Origin of the sequence: Silvanigrella paludirubra, assembly GCF_009208775.1 — a bacterium.
Classification (GTDB): domain Bacteria; phylum Bdellovibrionota_B; class Oligoflexia; order Silvanigrellales; family Silvanigrellaceae; genus Silvanigrella; species Silvanigrella paludirubra.
In genome coordinates this window covers 91,735-108,588 of the sequence record NZ_WFLM01000004.1, presented here as the reverse complement: position 1 = coordinate 108,588, position 16,854 = coordinate 91,735, and the positions used below count along the sequence as shown (strand labels likewise).

The 16,854-nt window shown below is 29.4% G+C and carries 16 protein-coding genes; 7 read left to right on the top strand and 9 right to left on the bottom strand.

What is annotated here, in order from left to right; all coding sequences use genetic code 11:
* Positions 1–378: 378 nt before the first annotated feature.
* On the top strand, positions 379–1,146 hold the full coding sequence (locus GCL60_RS11100) for a substrate-binding periplasmic protein (protein ID WP_153420727.1): 768 nt from the start codon (positions 379–381) through the stop codon (positions 1,144–1,146).
* Position 1,147: 1 nt separating this feature from the next.
* Here GCL60_RS11100 and GCL60_RS11095 read toward each other — a convergent pair whose 3' ends face one another.
* Together GCL60_RS11095 and GCL60_RS11090 are read right to left on the bottom strand one after the other, a co-directional pair.
* Positions 1,148–1,648 carry a hypothetical protein gene (locus tag GCL60_RS11095; RefSeq protein WP_153420726.1) on the bottom strand — a complete coding sequence of 167 codons (501 nt, stop codon included), beginning with the start codon at positions 1,646–1,648 and terminating at the stop codon, positions 1,148–1,150.
* A 24-nt stretch (positions 1,649–1,672) separates the two neighbouring features.
* Complete coding sequence (locus tag GCL60_RS11090; protein ID WP_153420725.1) at positions 1,673–2,173, bottom strand: hypothetical protein; 501 nt, start codon at positions 2,171–2,173, stop codon at positions 1,673–1,675.
* A 352-nt stretch (positions 2,174–2,525) separates the two neighbouring features.
* On the opposite strand from GCL60_RS11090, the gene bla reads away from it, so the two are divergent.
* Positions 2,526–3,290, top strand: coding sequence for a subclass B2 metallo-beta-lactamase (gene bla, locus GCL60_RS11085; protein ID WP_153420724.1), 765 nt, complete (start codon positions 2,526–2,528; stop codon positions 3,288–3,290).
* 35 nt (positions 3,291–3,325) lie between these two features.
* Here bla and pckA read toward each other — a convergent pair whose 3' ends face one another.
* The 3 genes from pckA to fusA all read right to left on the bottom strand — a co-directional run bounded on the left by pckA (position 3,326) and on the right by fusA (position 7,630).
* Complete coding sequence (gene pckA / locus GCL60_RS11080; RefSeq protein WP_153420723.1) at positions 3,326–4,894, bottom strand: phosphoenolpyruvate carboxykinase (ATP); 1,569 nt, start codon at positions 4,892–4,894, stop codon at positions 3,326–3,328.
* Positions 4,895–5,204: 310 nt separating this feature from the next.
* The gene (locus GCL60_RS11075; protein WP_153420722.1) at positions 5,205–5,531 is read right to left on the bottom strand and encodes a c-type cytochrome; all 327 of its coding nucleotides are present in this window, start codon (positions 5,529–5,531) and stop codon (positions 5,205–5,207) included.
* 29 nt (positions 5,532–5,560) lie between these two features.
* Positions 5,561–7,630, bottom strand: coding sequence for an elongation factor G (fusA, locus tag GCL60_RS11070; RefSeq protein WP_153420721.1), 2,070 nt, complete (start codon positions 7,628–7,630; stop codon positions 5,561–5,563).
* 329 nt (positions 7,631–7,959) lie between these two features.
* On the opposite strand from fusA, the gene GCL60_RS11065 reads away from it, so the two are divergent.
* The gene (locus GCL60_RS11065) at positions 7,960–8,310 is read left to right on the top strand and encodes a hypothetical protein (RefSeq protein WP_153420720.1); all 351 of its coding nucleotides are present in this window, start codon (positions 7,960–7,962) and stop codon (positions 8,308–8,310) included.
* Between the two features lie 41 nt (positions 8,311–8,351).
* Positions 8,352–9,857: a methyl-accepting chemotaxis protein gene (locus GCL60_RS11060; RefSeq protein WP_153420719.1), complete on the top strand. Its 1,506-nt coding sequence runs from the start codon at positions 8,352–8,354 to the stop codon at positions 9,855–9,857.
* On the opposite strand, the gene GCL60_RS11055 is transcribed toward GCL60_RS11060, so the two are convergent.
* Entirely contained in the window at positions 9,854–10,591 is a 738-nt protein-coding gene (locus GCL60_RS11055; protein ID WP_153420718.1) for an SCO family protein, read from the bottom strand. The two genes, GCL60_RS11060 and GCL60_RS11055, sit on opposite strands and share 4 nt — an antisense overlap.
* A gap of 198 nt (positions 10,592–10,789) precedes the next feature.
* Here GCL60_RS11055 and proC point away from each other — a divergent pair, with 198 nt between their 5' ends.
* Positions 10,790–11,674 (top strand): pyrroline-5-carboxylate reductase, encoded by an 885-nt coding sequence (proC, locus tag GCL60_RS11050; RefSeq protein WP_161998173.1) that lies wholly within the window; start codon positions 10,790–10,792, stop codon positions 11,672–11,674.
* Between the two features lie 200 nt (positions 11,675–11,874).
* Positions 11,875–13,119: an acetate/propionate family kinase gene (locus GCL60_RS11045; RefSeq protein ID WP_153420716.1), complete on the top strand. Its 1,245-nt coding sequence runs from the start codon at positions 11,875–11,877 to the stop codon at positions 13,117–13,119.
* 30 nt (positions 13,120–13,149) lie between these two features.
* Here GCL60_RS11045 and GCL60_RS11040 read toward each other — a convergent pair whose 3' ends face one another.
* Positions 13,150–13,854: a hypothetical protein gene (locus tag GCL60_RS11040; protein WP_153420715.1), complete on the bottom strand. Its 705-nt coding sequence runs from the start codon at positions 13,852–13,854 to the stop codon at positions 13,150–13,152.
* A gap of 143 nt (positions 13,855–13,997) precedes the next feature.
* Positions 13,998–14,939 carry a phosphate acyltransferase gene (locus GCL60_RS11035; protein ID WP_153420714.1) on the bottom strand — a complete coding sequence of 314 codons (942 nt, stop codon included), beginning with the start codon at positions 14,937–14,939 and terminating at the stop codon, positions 13,998–14,000.
* Positions 14,940–15,137: 198 nt separating this feature from the next.
* Between GCL60_RS11035 and GCL60_RS11030 the strand changes: the two genes are divergently transcribed.
* Positions 15,138–15,836: a substrate-binding periplasmic protein gene (locus tag GCL60_RS11030; protein ID WP_153420713.1), complete on the top strand. Its 699-nt coding sequence runs from the start codon at positions 15,138–15,140 to the stop codon at positions 15,834–15,836.
* Here the strand turns inward: GCL60_RS11030 and GCL60_RS11025 are convergent, their stop codons facing one another.
* Complete coding sequence (locus tag GCL60_RS11025; RefSeq protein WP_153420712.1) at positions 15,837–16,787, bottom strand: hypothetical protein; 951 nt, start codon at positions 16,785–16,787, stop codon at positions 15,837–15,839. It abuts the gene before it with no gap.
* Between the last annotated feature and the right edge of the window lie 67 nt (positions 16,788–16,854).

The following is a 16,854-nucleotide window of genomic DNA, read 5'->3' as shown; positions in this document are numbered from 1 at the left end:
CATTAACCAAATATGGCCGATCAATAACTGTCAATATAGTTATTACATATTCTATATAAGTCAATTCATTTTTATCGATATATTGAAAAATTTTGCTCTAATTGAGTTTTTAAAGGAATAAATTAACGTATTTATAAAAGTGAAGTAAAAAATTGCTTTGTAACCATTTTTACCAAAATCTTTTATAACATATGATAAATTAAAGAAATTAATCTTAAATTTAAGAAGATTATAAAATTTAATAAAATATTATATAATAAAATCAGTCTATCCCTTTTAAGCTACTTGCTTATCCCTGTTTTATGTGAAAAAATAAAATATATCACTTTTAAATAATTTTAAGAAAACAATGAATAATTCATTTTTTAAAGGGTATTTATGTCAATTTTTAATAAAATTTATATATTATTTATTCTATTATTTATTAATATTAATAATTCAGCATATGCTATAGAAGACAAACTTATTGTCGTAACAAGACTTTATCCTCCTTATATTTATCCAGAAGGGGATGATGTAAAAGGAATTTCAGCTGAATTAGTAAAATACGTGTTTAATAAAATGAATCAAAAATATCAAATTATCATTCAACCATGGAATCGTTCACATGGCGAAATTGAATCAGGAAAAGCAGATATTATTTTTACAGTAAATAGATCTCCCGAAAGAGATAAAATTATGACTTATAATAATGAACCTCTTGTTCATCAAAATATGTCCTTTTATAAAAAAAAGACAAATGATGCTATATTTAATGGTGACTATAAAAACTTAAAAAATAAAACAATTGGATATGTAAGAGCTGCTTACTATGGTGATACGTTTATGAAAGGAATTAAAGACAACAATATTGTAACAGAAGAAAGCTGGGATTATGAAAAATGCATATTAAAACTTCAATCAGACAGGTATGATGTAATTGTAGGAAGTGAAAAGGTAGTTGAATATTTAATGAAAAATTTAAATATAGACCGAAAGGAATATGTAAAGTTACAACCAAAAGTGGAAACAATTACAAGTTTTCTAGGATTTAGTAAAAAGAAAGACTATACAAAAATAAAGGCAAAATTTGATGAAATTTTATTAAAAATAAAAAATTCTGGTGAATATGAAAAAATCGTAAAAAGAAGTGTTAATTTAGAATAAATTAATCTAATTTTAAATTGATAAAAGTAGGATATATATTACTATCTTCACCCCAACCAACATTTGAGAATTTAATATATACTTGGTTTTTTGAATCTTTGAAATATTCTAATTGAGCATGTAGAGCTGGATCAAGCATGGTTTTTTTAAATGCACAAATAGTTCCCATTTCTTTTCCATTTACTTTTATTGTTAAACCAGATCCTTTTATAAAAATTGTTCCTAAAATATTCATTTCAGAACAAGATTTAAAATTTTCAATAAAAGAAAATTTTTTATTATCAATTAAAATCTCTTCATTATCGCAAATATCCATTTTCTTTTTATTGTCTAAGTTATATTTGTTTCCTAAAGAATAATCAGAATTTTGAGAAGTAAAAAGGGAATATGAAATTGTTTGACCTGTTGCGTTAATAACATCAACTTGAAAGTAGGCATATGTTTGAAAACTATAAAATAATAGTGGGACAGAAATTATTAATTTTTTAAAAAAGAAGCTCATAAGCACCTCAGAATATAATAGACTTTAATAGTCAAGTTTAAAGTCTATTGAATTTGGTAATAATTCACTATTTTGCCACCATCCTATATTATAAAATTTACCTTCTATTTTATTATCATCTCCTCTATAAAACTCAATTTTAGAATTTGTACTTTTATCAATTAAAAATTTTTTATTTGCGCAAATGGTACCAATTTCAATATCATTGATAATCAAAGACAAGCCCCATCCATGAGGATACTTTCCTCCAAAAATTTGTACCCAAGAACAGGGAGTGTTCGTATCTATAAAATTTATTTTATGCTTAAATTGAAGCAATAAATAATCATAGTCACTAAAACTATTTACTTCACCTTGATTCAATATAAATGCAGAAGTTTTATTTTTATCTGCTAAATTTACTTTCTGAATTACAACGATATTATTATCATAATTATTTAAAAATTGAACATAATATGATGAAAAGCAATTTAACGGATAGAAAAAAAACGAAGAATAAATTAATTTTTTTAATACTAATTTCATAAAATCTCCAAAATTATTAAATTTTAAAAACTATTATTAAACTTTAATTTGAATTCAAACACTTTTTTTTTTAAATATTTATCCTTAGCAAGAGTATAAAAATATTTATAATATTATACTTTAATTCCTGATTTATCAAGAGTTTTTATATTTATTTAAATAAAATTAAAGCACTAAAAAAAAGCAAACAAATCTTATTAAATTTTATATTTATTTTTCTATTTATGTCAAATTTTAATTCATTCAATTTCTTCAAAATATTTAAGAAATTTGATATTTAAAAATAAATATCATAAGAACAATGCGCGGATGAAAAAGGTTCGCTTTTCACTTCTAAAAAAAGGATATTATTATGATTTATAAAAATATTAAAGTTTATTTCTCTTCTTTATGCTGTATTTTTTTTACATCTGAGTCATTTTCTGCTGAACTTTCCCTCAAACATTTAAAGGGCCCTTTATATGTTGTTGAGGATGATTATTTTTATAAAGAAAACTCAATGGTCTATGTTGGAGAAAAATATATAACTATCATAGGTGCTACATGGACATCGGATACAGCCTTACTTTTGGACAAAGAATTAAAAAAAATAAGTAAAAAACCTATTAAAGAAGTGATTAATACAAATTATCATCCAGACCGCGCTGGTGGTAATGATTATTGGAAAAAAATAGGTGCTAAAATTATTTCAACCCAAATGACATATGATTTAATGAAATCAGATTGGGATAATTCGGTTGAATTTACCAAAAAATCGATCCCAGATTATCCAAGAATGCCTTTAAGTTTACCCGATAAAGTCTATAAAAATGATATTGTTTTGCAAAATGGTGCTATAAAATCAATTTACACGGGACCATCTCATACACATGATGGTATTTTTGTTTATTTTCCTAAAGAAGAGGTACTTTATGGAAATTGCATCATAAAAGAAAAACTTGGGAACTTATCTTTTGCTGATGTAAAAGAGTATCCTAAAACTATTGAGAAATTGAAAAATTTAAATCTTAAAATAACCCAAGTTATTGGTGGTCATGATGGAGCAATTCATGGACCTGAATTGATTGATAGTTATAAAAAACTAATTGACGATCATAATAAAAATAACAAAGAGTAGCGCAAAACTCATTTGCGCTACTCTTTAAATAATTTCTAAACTTGAGGTCCTGCCTGAGAAATAGAAGAGTTATTTTGTATTTTTTTAAAGTTATCAATAAACATTTGAGCAATTTTTTTACGCGAAATATCAAATTGTTCTTTGTTACTCCAGCAATTTCTTGGATCTAAAATTTCACTAGGTACCTGATTTATTTTCAAAGGTATCATTAAATTAAAAATATCAAAGTTTTTAAATGTTTCATCTTTTAAAGAACCATCATGAATCGCATCAATAATAGATCTTGTATGTTTTAACGAAATTCTTTGGCCAACTCCATAAGAACCTCCAGTCCATCCTGTATTGACAAGCCAAGTTTTTATTTTGGGATTCTTTTTAAGTTTTTCATGAAGTAATTCAGCATATTTTAAAGGTGGAAAAACCATAAAAGGGGCTCCAAAACAAGCTGAAAAAGTAGCCACAGGTTCTTTAATACCAACTTCCGTTCCAGAAACTTTTGCAGTATAACCACTCATAAAATAATACAAAGCTTGTTCCGAGGTTAATAAACTCACAGGCGGAAAAACACCAAAGGCATCACAAGTTAAAAATATAATGTTAGATGCATGAGATGTAACACAAGGAACTTTTGCATTTTTAATATAATTTATTTTATATGAAGCTCTCGTATTTTCTGTAATAGTTAAATCATTATAATCAGGTTCTCTAGTTAATGGATCTAAAACAACGTTTTCTAACAAACTTCCAAAACGAATTGCTTCAAATATTTCTGGTTCTTTTTCAGCGGATAAATGATCACATTTAGCGTAGCAACCACCTTCAATATTAAAAATACCATCATCATGCCAACAATGTTCATCATCACCAATTAGCTTGCGATTTGGATCTGCAGATAGCGTTGTTTTACCAGTACCAGATAACCCTAATAAAACAGTTACATCTCCTTTAGCGCCTTCATTAACGGAACAATGCATGGAAAGAACATTCTTCTTAGGCATTAAATAATTCATTATCGTAAAAATACCTTTTTTCATTTCACCAGCATATTCAGTACCTAAAATAACTATTTCTTTTGCTTCTAAATTTAAACAGACACTCGCTTTTGAGGTGACTCCAAATACAGAATCATCTGCAGATTGCGCACCTGCATTAAAAATAATGCAATCGGGTTCACCAAAATTTTCAAGTTCCATTTTAGTTGGTAAAATAAACATATTTGAAACAAATAACGCGTGATAAGGTCTTGAACAAATGACTCTAACTTTAAGTTGACAGGATTTTTCCCATCCAGCAAATACATCTAAAACATAAAGTTGTTTTTGTTTTTTAAAATATTCAAGAGCAATTTTTTTATTTTCCTGAAATGCTTCATCTGTCAGAGGAATGTTTACATCACCCCAATTTACATCTTTTTCGCTTTCAGGATGCTTAACAATACGTTTATCTTTAGGGCTTCTTCCGGTTTTTTCACCAGAACTAGCAGAAAGAGCGCCCGTTGAAGTAATTACAGAACCTTTTTCAAATTTAATCGCATGTTCATACAAAACAGCAGGCAACGCATTGTGAAATATTTCTGCATTATTAATTCCAAACTCATTAAGCATTTAATCACCATCCTTATAAAATTATTATATTTTGGTATTTAAAATAAACTCGAAATTATTAAAAAAACACCATTAAATTTTAATAATCTAATGTAAAAAACATGTTTTAGTTTTTTATATTTTAATTATTATCAAAATTTATATAATGCATATAAATTTTAATAATAAGTTCCTCTAAAATAAAATGAAGAAAACCAAAACAATAGTCAAAATTACAATACGAATAAATTAGAGCTAACACTTCGAGATGTCAAGTTAGAATAATGATTGATAAATTAACAGGAGAGTTACTTTAATATCTATATTATATTTATTTTTTATCGAGAGCTTCCATAATATATTTTGCTACTGCCTGTTTTTGTTCAGAAGAAAGACTCGATCTATAATCAGGCATCATATCCTTTTTACCTGCATTTAATACATCAATAATTTGCTTTTCAGAAGATTTTTTTAAAGGCTGTAGTTTTTTTGATAAATTTTCCCCAACAGGCCCATCTCCTTTTCCAGTACTACCATGACATGATAAACATTTATCATTATAAACTGTTTTTCCTTGAGAAAGGATTTGATCATTTTTATCTGCATTTGCATTTAAATTCATAAAAAAGGAAAAGATGATTATAATTCCAACTCTCATTTTATTTCCTTTCTAAATTCATTAAAATTTTAAAAACCCAGTATCTTATCCTGTAAGTTTTTAGGTAACACTTCATAATGCGAAAAGTGCATAGAGCTACTCGCGCGCCCTTGAGATAAAGAGCGTATATCCGTTTCATAACCAAATAAACCAGATAATGGAATATTTGCGTGGACAACTTGCAAATGCCCTCTTGTGTCTAATCCTAAAACTTGTCCACGACGGCTATTAATATCTGAAACGATAGTTCCACTATAGTCCGATGGAACAACAACTTCAACCTTCATAACAGGTTCCATCATGACAGGTTTTGCTAATGTCAAAGCATTTCGAAGGGCATTACTTGCAGCTACTTTATAAACAACATCATCAATAGCCTGAGCATCAAAAGAATAATCCGTTACAGTAACTTTTAAGTTCACTAAGGGGTAACCACATAATGTACCGCTTCCTACAGAGCCTACCAAAGCTTCTTTTATTGCTGCAACAATATTTGCAGGAACCATAGATTTATTTGGTACATTCACTTCAACATTTGTTTTATCATTTGGTTCTATGGATAAAGATACTTTTGCGGTAAATGTTTTATTTTGAACTGTTCTTGAAAAACTATCACTTGCTTTAGCAGGAACAGATATGCATTCACGATAAGACACTTGAGGATTTCCAACATTCGCATTTACTTTAAATTCCCGAAGAAGTCTGTCTGCTATAATTTGAAGATGTAATTCACCCATACCTGAAATAAGGACCTGACCTGTTTCTTCACTTGTAGATACTTTTAAAGAAGGATCTTCTTGTGCCAATTTATTTAAACTCTGTTGAAGTTTATCTAAATCACCACTACTTTTAGGTTCTATAGCTAAAGAAATAACAGGATCTGGAAATTTCATAGATTCATAAGCGATAGGATCTTTAATATCACAAAGAGTATCTCCTGTGGTTGCAAATTTTAAACCGACCACAGCAACTATTTCACCTGCAGATGCAAACTGTAATTCTTCTCTATCATTTGCATGCATACGAAGAATTTTTGTAATTCTCTCTTTTTTATTTTTAAGCGTATTTAAAACCGCATCACCTGTTTTAATTGTCCCTGAATAGATACGCATAAAGAAAAGTGCTCCAACAAAAGGATCACTCATAATTTTAAATACAATTCCTGAAAAAGACTCTTCTGGTGTTGGTGAACGTTTTCCAGCGGCAACAATTCCTTCAACCTCAGTTCCTTCCACTGGAGGAATATCTAGGGGAGAAGGTAAAAAATGGATAACAGCATCAAGTAAAGGCTGAATACCTTTATTTCGAAAAGACGAACCTAAAAATATAGGAATAATTTTAATTTCTATGACCGATTTACGAAGAGCATTTTTAATTTGATCTGCAGTTACTTTAGAATCTGATAATACGGCTTCTGCTAAAGTATCATCAAAATCGGCTAAATTTTCGATAAGTTCTTGCCTATAAATATGAGCATCATCGAGATATTGTTTTGGAATTTCTGTAACCTTTGGAGCAGCGTCTTTGTCTTCAGTTAACCAGACGTAAGCCTGCATTTCGATCAGATCAATAACTCCTGTAAAAGCACTTTCCACACCCATGGGTATTTGTGCAAAAGCAACATTTGCATTTAATTTTTCACGCATTGAATTGATGCACATTTCGGGATCGGCACCAACTTTATCCATTTTATTTAAAAAAGCGATTCTTGGGACATGGTATCTGTCTGCTTGTCGCCAAACAGTTTCAGACTGAGGCTCTACTCCATTTGCAGCATCAAAAACAGCAATAGCTCCATCAAGAACACGAAGAGACCTTTCAACTTCAACTGTAAAATCCACATGGCCAGGAGTATCAATTAAATTTATCCGATAATCCTTCCAAAAAGTTGTTGTTGCTGCTGAAGTTATTGTGATCCCACGCTCTTGTTCTTGAACCATCCAGTCCATTGTGGCTGTTCCTTCGTGAACTTCGCCAAGCTTATGACTTCGTCCTGTGTAATATAGGATTCTTTCTGAAGTTGTTGTTTTACCTGCATCAATATGAGCCATAATCCCAATATTACGATATTTACTAAGATCTTGTGGAGCTGATGACATAGCTTATGGTCTTTCAAATAAAATTTTAAACTTAGATTTAATGAATATAGAAAGCAATTTCAATATTCTTGCATGGGATTAGGTATACAATTTATCAATAAAAATCAATAACTCTGTTTTAAGGGTATGTATTTCAAAATGTGAAATTATGTTAAATTTTAATATATAATATAGCCATAAAAAATAATGAATTTAAATTTTATTAATTTATAAAAATAAGGTTTAAATTCTTAAAAAACATATATTGAAATCTAAATTTTTGACATTGTAGTCACAAGACAACAAAAAATGGATACAATTAGTTTAGTTAATAAAACAGGAGTCAAAATATGCTATATAAATCTAAACGCCATTATTCTATGCTTTTTCTTGTTCCGTATTTTTTTATAAGCTTAAATTCATATGCTGGCACATGCACGTTGCATATAACAAGGACAGCATGTCCAGGCATGGAAAAAGATAGTTATGCAAAATGTGGTGGCAATGCAAGCTGTGATGAAAATAAAAAAACAGGAAGTGCGGATTCCTGTGCAAAAGCGGCTCTTGAAGCATGTGATAATGTGGCTGCAAGGCAAAAACAAACAAAATCAAAAGAAATTAAAGCCGATTTTGATGGCAAACCGCTAGAAGGTGGCAAAAATTTTTGTGATCCAAATCGCCCCGATTTTAACAAATGCTAAACTAATAAAATAAAATTTGTTTATTTTAAATTGGAAAAAAAATGAAATTATTTAACAAGCTTTCCCTTAAAGCAAAGCTCTTCTTTTTTAATGGAATATTAGTCTTTTTTCTAATAACAGTAAGTATTGTTGCTCAAGTTGGAATACATTCTAGTAATATCACTATTGAAGAATTGGCATCAAATGAATCATCACATTGGTTAAATCAATCATTAATTGTGAAATCGGATATTCAAGCTTTATTAAGACTTGCGTTTGAACCCTATGCTATTTCAAAAGGAGTAACAGGTGCACCAATTAAAGATGTTACAGATTCCTTAAACACTTTTAATCAAAATTTAAATAAATTTGCAGCAGAAAGTAAATTCACACCTGAAGAACAAGAAAAATATAAAAAGTTAGTAACAAGCTGGCAAGCACTGCGTGAAGAAGCAAATAAAACTTTAGAAAATATGCAAAAAGGAATTTTAAAAAGAGAAGAAATAAATGCCCAAATTATTAAAATTGAAGATGCTTTTTTAAATATAAATGATATTTTGAGCGATATTTTGGCAGGATTACGAAAAAAAACATTAACATTACATACTTCAGCTCAAATTAAAGAAAAAATATATCTTGTTGGGCTTATTTTATTATTTGTTTTGACATTATTAATTTCTGCATTTAGTTTTATTTTTTCAATAAGACTAAATAAAAAATTTAAAAATATAAGCAAAGAACTGTTTGAGAGATCAAATGAAATTACAACAGTAGTTACTTCTTTAAAAAAAAGCTCTGATTCCCTTGGTCATGCAATCACTGAGCAATCTCATTCTATTCACGACACAACAGCAGCAATTAATCAAATGACCTCTACAGTTAATAACACCACAGGAAATACGAAAGAACTATATGAGGTTTCAAAATCATCTTCTGAAAAAGCAGAAAATGGAAAAATGATCATGACTCATCTTGTTACTTCTGTGGAAACAATTCAAAAATCAAACGAACAATTACAAGATATAAGTGAAATTATTGTACAGATAAACTCAAAAACAACTGTAATAAATGATATAGTTGCAAAAACAGAATTACTCTCTTTAAATGCTTCAATTGAATCGGCACGGGCAGGAGAGCAAGGAAAAGGTTTCGCCGTAGTTGCTGAAGAAGTAGGTAATTTAGCAAAGATTAGTGGTAAATCGGCTAAAGACATTCAAGATCTAATAACTAAAAGTGAAGAACAAGTAAATAAAATATTAGAAATTACAAAAACAAGAGTAATTGAAGTTAAAGGTGTGACAAATAATGCTCAAAAATCTTTTGATGACATATCACAAAATGTAGATTCTTTATCCTCTTTTATTGAAAAAATTACCATGGCAACACAAGAACAAGAAATTGGAATTAAACAAATTTCTTCAGCAATGGAACAAATTGAAAAATCAACTCAAAATATTCAGTCTTCGATTCAAGTTACTTCAGAATGCACAGAAAGTTTAGTTAAACAAGGAATTAAATTAGATTCTTCTTCAAAAGAAATTGAAATTTTAATTAATGGAACTCATTAAAATAACGATGCATATTTTCCAGTTTGTATTTGAAATTTTTTGAATTTTGTATAAATTCTTTCAAAAAAAGAACCTAATTTCCCATTTGAAGATTCTACTAAAGCATTTTTTATATCTTGTGGTTCATAAACAATACCATATAAATATCTATAAAAAGTTCCATCATTTTTTATAAAAAATAAAGCGGCACCGTGAGAATACTCACCTGTATGAGGATCTAATTCATAGTAAAAATTAAGATCTTTTAAAAACACATTAATGTTTTTACTATCGCCAACAAGAAAGTCCCATTTTGCATCTTTTTGACCTGTTTTAGGAACCCAAACTTTTTGTTTTTCTTTTGCTATTTCATAAGTATCGTAAGGATCAAAACTTATTGTTGCAATCCTAAAACCACTACCAATAGGCCAATCCATTTTTTTTAATGTAGTTGCTAAGTTTACAAATTGAAATGCGCACATTGTTGTGCATTTAAAATAATTCAAAGTAAAAATAACAACCTCTTCGTTTACAAATAAATCTTTTAATTTTATTTTTTTGCCATCTTGATTTGTAAAAGTAAGATTTAAATCAATCTTTTGGTTTAATTTTTCAAAAATTTCACCATTAGGTATATTTTTATTTATCGTAACTTCTTTAGAAAAAGCAGAAACACCTAAAATCAATTGAAAAAACGAAATTAATATAACCTTTAAAAATTTATATTTAAAATCATCCTTTTTAATTATATTCATTTACTTTGTTTCCTTTTATGATTTATAGAATCAATATGCAAACCAATTAAGCATTGCCAGAAAAATACAATTTATCGAATCCTTAATTTATTACAAGGGAATATATATAATTCATTCTTATTTATATGCAACAATATGTTGCTCTAAGCTGTTTCAAAAGATAGAATCTTCAAGTATTTGAATAGGGGGATAATATTTGTGAATAAAATACTTTCTGGAAAAATTGTGGTTATTGGGTTTGGTAATATTGGCAAAGCACTTGTGCGTGGTTTACAACTAACTGCTCAAGATGTCGAAATATTTGTATGCGATAGAGGAGAGCTCAACCCCAATGAAGGATACCCAGAAGGTTTAGATTTCAATAAACTGAATTATTTAAACTATGAAAGTATTCCTAACTTAAAAAATGATTTATTTCTTACTGAGAAAGACACCATTATTTTTTGTGTTAAACCTCAAAATTTTATGGAAGCTGTAGACCGCTGGAAACCTGTATTTCTTAATAATCAAGATTTCCCTTTAATTATTTCTATATTAGCAGGAACACCAACAGAACTCATTCATAAATATTTTTCTGAAGACTGCCCTGTAGTACGCTGTATGCCAAATATTGCGGCTACTATTGATTATTCAGCAAGTGTTTTATGCGCCAGTAAAAAAACTCCAAAGCATTATTTAAATAGAGCTAAAATTATTTTTGATGCTGTTGGAAAAACATGGATCGCTCAAGAAGAACAACTCGATGCCGTAACAGGTTTAAGCGGAAGTGGTCCAGCCTACATTTATATGGTGATTGAAGCCATGGCAGATGGAGGAGTAAAAATGGGATTACCTAGACAACTCTCTATTGAACTTGCCACTCAAACTGTATTAGGTGCAGCAAAACTTGTCCAAGACACACGAATCCACCCTGCCGTCTTAAGAGATCAGGTAACAACTCCAGGTGGAACTACTATTAGTGCAATTCATGAGCTTGAAAAATTTGGTTTAAGACCCATGCTCATTTCTGCAGTAGTAACTGCTTCTGAAAGAAGCGCAGAGTTAGCAAAAATTGTAGAAGAAAAAATAAAAGATCAAAAATAAACTTATATTAGAGCATAATTTATTTTATTTGATTAAAACAAAAATTTGACTAGAAAAAAATTTATCAATAAAAAAATAGATTAATACTTCTCTTTCCTTTAAACCATATAAATAAGATGAAAAAGGTTTGCTTGCATTCCTTAAAAAAATCATTTTATTTTTAATACATAAAAATATGGACTTGGGGGTAAACAAATCAAATGAATATACTCGTTATCAATAGTGGAAGTTCTTCCCTTAAATTTCAAATTATTGAAACTGATCAAAATAATATTGATTCGTCTACCGATAAAATAAAAGTAAAAGGCTTAATTGATCGTATTGGAACACAAGCACTTGCTAAGATAACAGTTCCAAATGGAGTTGAGATTAAAGAATCCATTGCCATTCGCGATCATTCAGCAGCACTTGATTATATTTTTCGCAAAATCACTTCTGGAACATTAAATATTGATGGCATTTTTTCTTTGTCTGATATTAATGCCGTTGGTCACCGTGTTGTTCATGGTGGAGAAAAATTTTCTAAATCTGTTCTTGTTGATAAATCTGTTTTAAAAGAAATTGAAGATTGCATAGATCTCGCACCTCTTCATAATCCTGCAAATTTAAAAGGAATTCAAGCAACACTCGCTTTATTTGGCGAAAAAATGCCTCACGCCGTTGTATTTGATACGGCATTTCATTCAACCATACCAGAAACTAATTATTTATATGCGTTACCTTATCAATATTATAGACGTTATCGTATTCGTAAATATGGGTTTCATGGACTTTCTCACCGTTACGTTAGCTATCGTTACAGAAAACTTGTTAACTTAGAAAGAAATCAACTCAACTTAATAACAATTCATCTAGGCAATGGCTGTTCTATTTGTGCCATCAAAGAAGGAAAATCTTATAATACATCTATGGGCTTTACACCACTTGCAGGCTTAATTATGGGAACGCGCGCTGGAGACATTGATGCCTCCATACCAGAGTTTTTAGCTCATAAAGAAGGTATTACTTTATCAGACATAGATATTTTATTAAATAAAGCTTCTGGCCTTCTAGGTATTTCAGGATTAACAAATGATATGCGTGAACTTTTAGATGAAGAAAGAGAACATCACGATAGAAGAGCAACTCTTGCCATTGATATGTTTACCATGAGAATTAAGCATTACATTGGTGCTTATCTTGCCGAAATGGGCGGTGCCGATGCCATTCTTTTCACTGGTGGTATTGGTGAAAACTCAGCAGAAATTAGAAAAAGAATTTGTGAAGGATTGCAATTTTTAGGTATTGAACTAAATGAAAATTTAAATAAAGAAAAATGCTTTGGCGCTGAAGGAAATATATCATCAGACACAAGTAAAATTAAAACATGGGTAATCCCAACCAACGAAGAACTTATGATTGCTCGTGATACTTTTCGTTGCGTAACAGGATTACCCGCATTTTAATAAATTTAAAATGTTATTTTATATTTATTATTAAATACTAAATATAAAGTTTAAACTTGAGTTTACATCAACATAATTTACAGTTTGGTCTAGACCTAAATCTTTTTTGTTAGAGATATTCATAGAGTGAACTGTTGCACCCAATCCTAAGCCCATGCTAAAAGTTTCATTAAATTTATAGGCAGCAATACCATTTACACCATATGAAATATGATTATCAATTGTAAGTGTATTTTTTTGCTCATTAGATGAGTTTAGAGTTACAGAAGTAAGATCAGCTTTATTAAATACACCATATCCAACATTTGCTAAAGCATAAACGTCTAAACGTTTTGCAGGAGTAAATTTGTAACCACCGGAAGCTTTCACAGATAAGGAATACATATTTATTTTTGCATTGGATTCGTAATTATTTAACTTTACAATATTTTTATATTGCATCATATAATTATCTATTCCGCCACCAATTACAAAAGATCCGAAATCCGATTTATTTAAAGAATAAAGTGCAACTCCTTGAAGAGCTGCTGTTCTTAATTGATCTTTGTATTTTACCTTTAAATCTGACATTTCAAAACTCGTATATGCTGAGTTTTCTAAATTGATTAAAAAGTCAACTCCTACTTTTTGCTCTTCTTTTTTATTATTATCAGCATGTTCATGTCCTTCATGAGCCATTGCATTTGAAACTAAAAAAAACGAAGCCATTGAAATTAAAGAATTTTTTAACAACATATCATTCTCTCCCTTTAATAATACTCTTTATGAGCAAATAAATAAATAGCAAAAAATCTGAATTTATGAAAATAAAAGGGAGATATTAATTTTTAAAATAATAATTTATTAATGTTTTTATAGGATTATATTTATTTAAAATTTCAACTTAATGCTAAAGTTAAAGCCACCGCGTGAGCAATATCTTCTGCCGATGCTCCTCTTGATAAATCAGAAAAAGGTTTTGCAGCACCTAACAAAATAGGCCCCCAGGCTTCAGCTCCACCAATTCGTTGTGTGATTTTATAACCAATATTACCTGAATCTAAGTCGGGAAAAATAAAAACATTCGTTTTACCTTGGACTTTACCGTCTGGATTTTTTCTTTTTGCTACAGAAGGAACACAAGCCGTATCAAATTGAACTTCACCTTCAGCAATAATAGAAGGATATTTTTCAGAAAAAACCTTGTAGGCATTTCGCACTTTTTCTACATCGGGGTGTTCTGCACTTCCCACAGTTGAAAAACTTAAAAAAGAAACACATGGTGTTTTCCCACTCCAAAAGGCAAAAGCTTCTTGTGATAAATAAGCTATGTCAACAAGCTCAGCACTACTTGGCTGCGGAATAACACCACAATCAGCAAATAAAACCAAACTTTCACCACCTGGAGTCGCTTTAGGAAGGGCAAGCAAAAACCCGCTTGTAATTACTTTTGTTTGAGGTTTTAAACCTACTGTGCTTAAAGCCGCCCTTATTACATGAGCTGTAGAATTAACACAACCTGAAACAACGGCGTCGACTTCCCCTAAAAACAATTTTGCTCCGCCTTCAAAAGTAGGATCCGAAGCCAATGGCTCTATTTTTGAGGACAAGGGCTTTCCTTTTTTTTCAGCAATTTTTTGCATAACATCTAATGTCTTTTGCTTATTATTTTCAGCTTCATTTTTATTTCCTAAAAAACATTTTATATTTAATTCATTTTTAAGTATTTCTGCTGCTTTTATAACTCTTTCATCCTCTCCTTCGGGAAGCGAAATTCTTTTATTTTTAGCACGTGTAAAAATATTTTCTTTAGCTGAATCAGACAATGTTTGAAACAACATAATATTCTCCTTAATTTTCTATTAAATATAAAAATAGGAAAGACTTGATATTGTTTTGAGCCATATCTAGTCTAAACTTTAAATACTATATCACTAAATTTAAATATTTATATACATTAAAATTTCTTTGCGAATGAATTGAATTATGTTACTTTTAGTCTTTGAATCCTTTATTTATTTTAAAACACAGGAAAGATTATGAATTTTATAAAATTAATTATATTTATTTTAGTTAATTTCATACATTTTCAAATTTTCGCAGAAAAATTTATTATAAATACTCAAGATTGGCCACCATATCAAACAATAGCAAATAACATTGTAGGAGGTTCTGCCACAAAAACCTTAGAGTGTGTTTTAAAGCAAATGAAATTAGATTATCAAATAAATGTTTTGCCATGGAAAAGAGCACAAGAAGATGTAAAGTTAGGCAAAGCCCAAGCTTTTTACGCTGCGGGAATTACAAATGAAAGAAATGACTTTGCCGTACCTACAGAAAAAATAGCAAACTATAAATGGATTTGGATATTCAATAAAGGCGAAAACTTAGACCCAACAAAAAAAGAATTTAAAAAAAAGGCTCTTCTTGCTGCAAAATTTGGAACAGGCCCTGAAACATTTTTAGCTGAAAATAATTATAAACTTGTCGCCTCTCCTAAAGAAATTCATAATCTTTTTGAAATGCTTCAAGGAAAACGGTTTGATGCTTTTCTTTCACCAGAAGAACCTGCTTTAGAATTCATGAAAAAAAATCAAATGAACAAAAATAATTTTAAATTTATTTTTCATTCAAATAATCCTTTGGTTTTTTATTTTTCAAAAAAATACGTTGAGAAAAATCAAAATTCTGTAAAAATTTTTAATTCTTATTTAAAAAATTGCAATATTGCTGATTAATTATTCTTTATCTATATGAATAATATCTAATGCTTTTGGTGATTGGTTTTTTGCTCTTTTTTTCTTAGAAATACAAATAACAACACCAACATCTGTTACTTTACCTTGTGATATAAAGACAGAAAGAATATTTGCTCTTTGTAAGATCATATACATACCTAATCCAGCACTAACATCTCTTTCACCTAATTGATGAGATTCTTGCGTCCCTGTTTTAAATATAAATTTAACATATTTAGACATTATTTTAGGGTTTAGTCTACCAAAATTATCTCTTACGGAAATAGCAAGATCTTTTCCATTAAATCCCCATTCTAATCTCACTTTTTCACTATCATCTAATTCAATAGGGATTGTTCTAGAACTTTTTTCGTGTTTTGGATTTGCATCCCAAATTGCATTCATTAAAAGCTCTTCTTGAATTTCAACAGCGTACTGAGCGAATGTAGGATTTTGTTGCCCAATAAAAGGCTCTAACTGCTCAAAGAATTTTTCCATTTCTTCTGCTAGTTTATTTCTCTCCCGTGAACTTTTTACATCAAATGTTTTAAAAATAGGTAATTTAACACCAGAACTGTGTTCGGATTCTTCCATATTAATTAAGGCACGAACTCCTGTTAATTCTTTAGTAGAATTAACAGCTCCTTTTTTTAAAATCCATTGGCGTTGTATGGCTTGATGGACTCTATCCACTAAAAAATCATTTTCATTATAAACAACATAGTGATTAAAACCATCAATATCAGCTTGCCCTTTAAACTCGGGTATTTTTACAACACTTGAAATTAATATATTTATTGCTGATTTTGACTTTTTAGAATGCTCATCTGTTAAATATAAATCACAATCATCTTCTTTTTCAGATAATTTGAAATTTTTATCGATCATATCCTTAAGAGGGCTCTTAATATTTTCATCTGTTACGTTTAGATAAACTTTAAAGTTCTCCAAGGGGATCTCCTCATAAAACACACATCATGCTATGTTTCGATTTTATATAAAAAATCTTAACTTTGTT

Coding starts and splice junctions, on each gene's coding strand:
- GCL60_RS11035 (WP_153420714.1), bottom strand. CDS start 14,939: ATGTTGTTTCAAACATTGTCTGATTCAGCTAAAGAAAATATTTTTACA.
- GCL60_RS11075 (WP_153420722.1), bottom strand. CDS start 5,531: ATGAGAGTTGGAATTATAATCATCTTTTCCTTTTTTATGAATTTAAAT.
- bla (WP_153420724.1), top strand. CDS start 2,526: ATGATTTATAAAAATATTAAAGTTTATTTCTCTTCTTTATGCTGTATT.
- GCL60_RS11040 (WP_153420715.1), bottom strand. CDS start 13,854: ATGTTGTTAAAAAATTCTTTAATTTCAATGGCTTCGTTTTTTTTAGTT.
- GCL60_RS11100 (WP_153420727.1), top strand. CDS start 379: ATGTCAATTTTTAATAAAATTTATATATTATTTATTCTATTATTTATT.
- GCL60_RS11045 (WP_153420716.1), top strand. CDS start 11,875: ATGAATATACTCGTTATCAATAGTGGAAGTTCTTCCCTTAAATTTCAA.
- GCL60_RS11055 (WP_153420718.1), bottom strand. CDS start 10,591: ATGAATATAATTAAAAAGGATGATTTTAAATATAAATTTTTAAAGGTT.
- GCL60_RS11090 (WP_153420725.1), bottom strand. CDS start 2,173: ATGAAATTAGTATTAAAAAAATTAATTTATTCTTCGTTTTTTTTCTAT.
- fusA (WP_153420721.1), bottom strand. CDS start 7,630: ATGTCATCAGCTCCACAAGATCTTAGTAAATATCGTAATATTGGGATT.
- GCL60_RS11095 (WP_153420726.1), bottom strand. CDS start 1,648: ATGAGCTTCTTTTTTAAAAAATTAATAATTTCTGTCCCACTATTATTT.
- GCL60_RS11060 (WP_153420719.1), top strand. CDS start 8,352: ATGAAATTATTTAACAAGCTTTCCCTTAAAGCAAAGCTCTTCTTTTTT.
- pckA (WP_153420723.1), bottom strand. CDS start 4,894: ATGCTTAATGAGTTTGGAATTAATAATGCAGAAATATTTCACAATGCG.
- GCL60_RS11065 (WP_153420720.1), top strand. CDS start 7,960: ATGCTATATAAATCTAAACGCCATTATTCTATGCTTTTTCTTGTTCCG.
- GCL60_RS11030 (WP_153420713.1), top strand. CDS start 15,138: ATGAATTTTATAAAATTAATTATATTTATTTTAGTTAATTTCATACAT.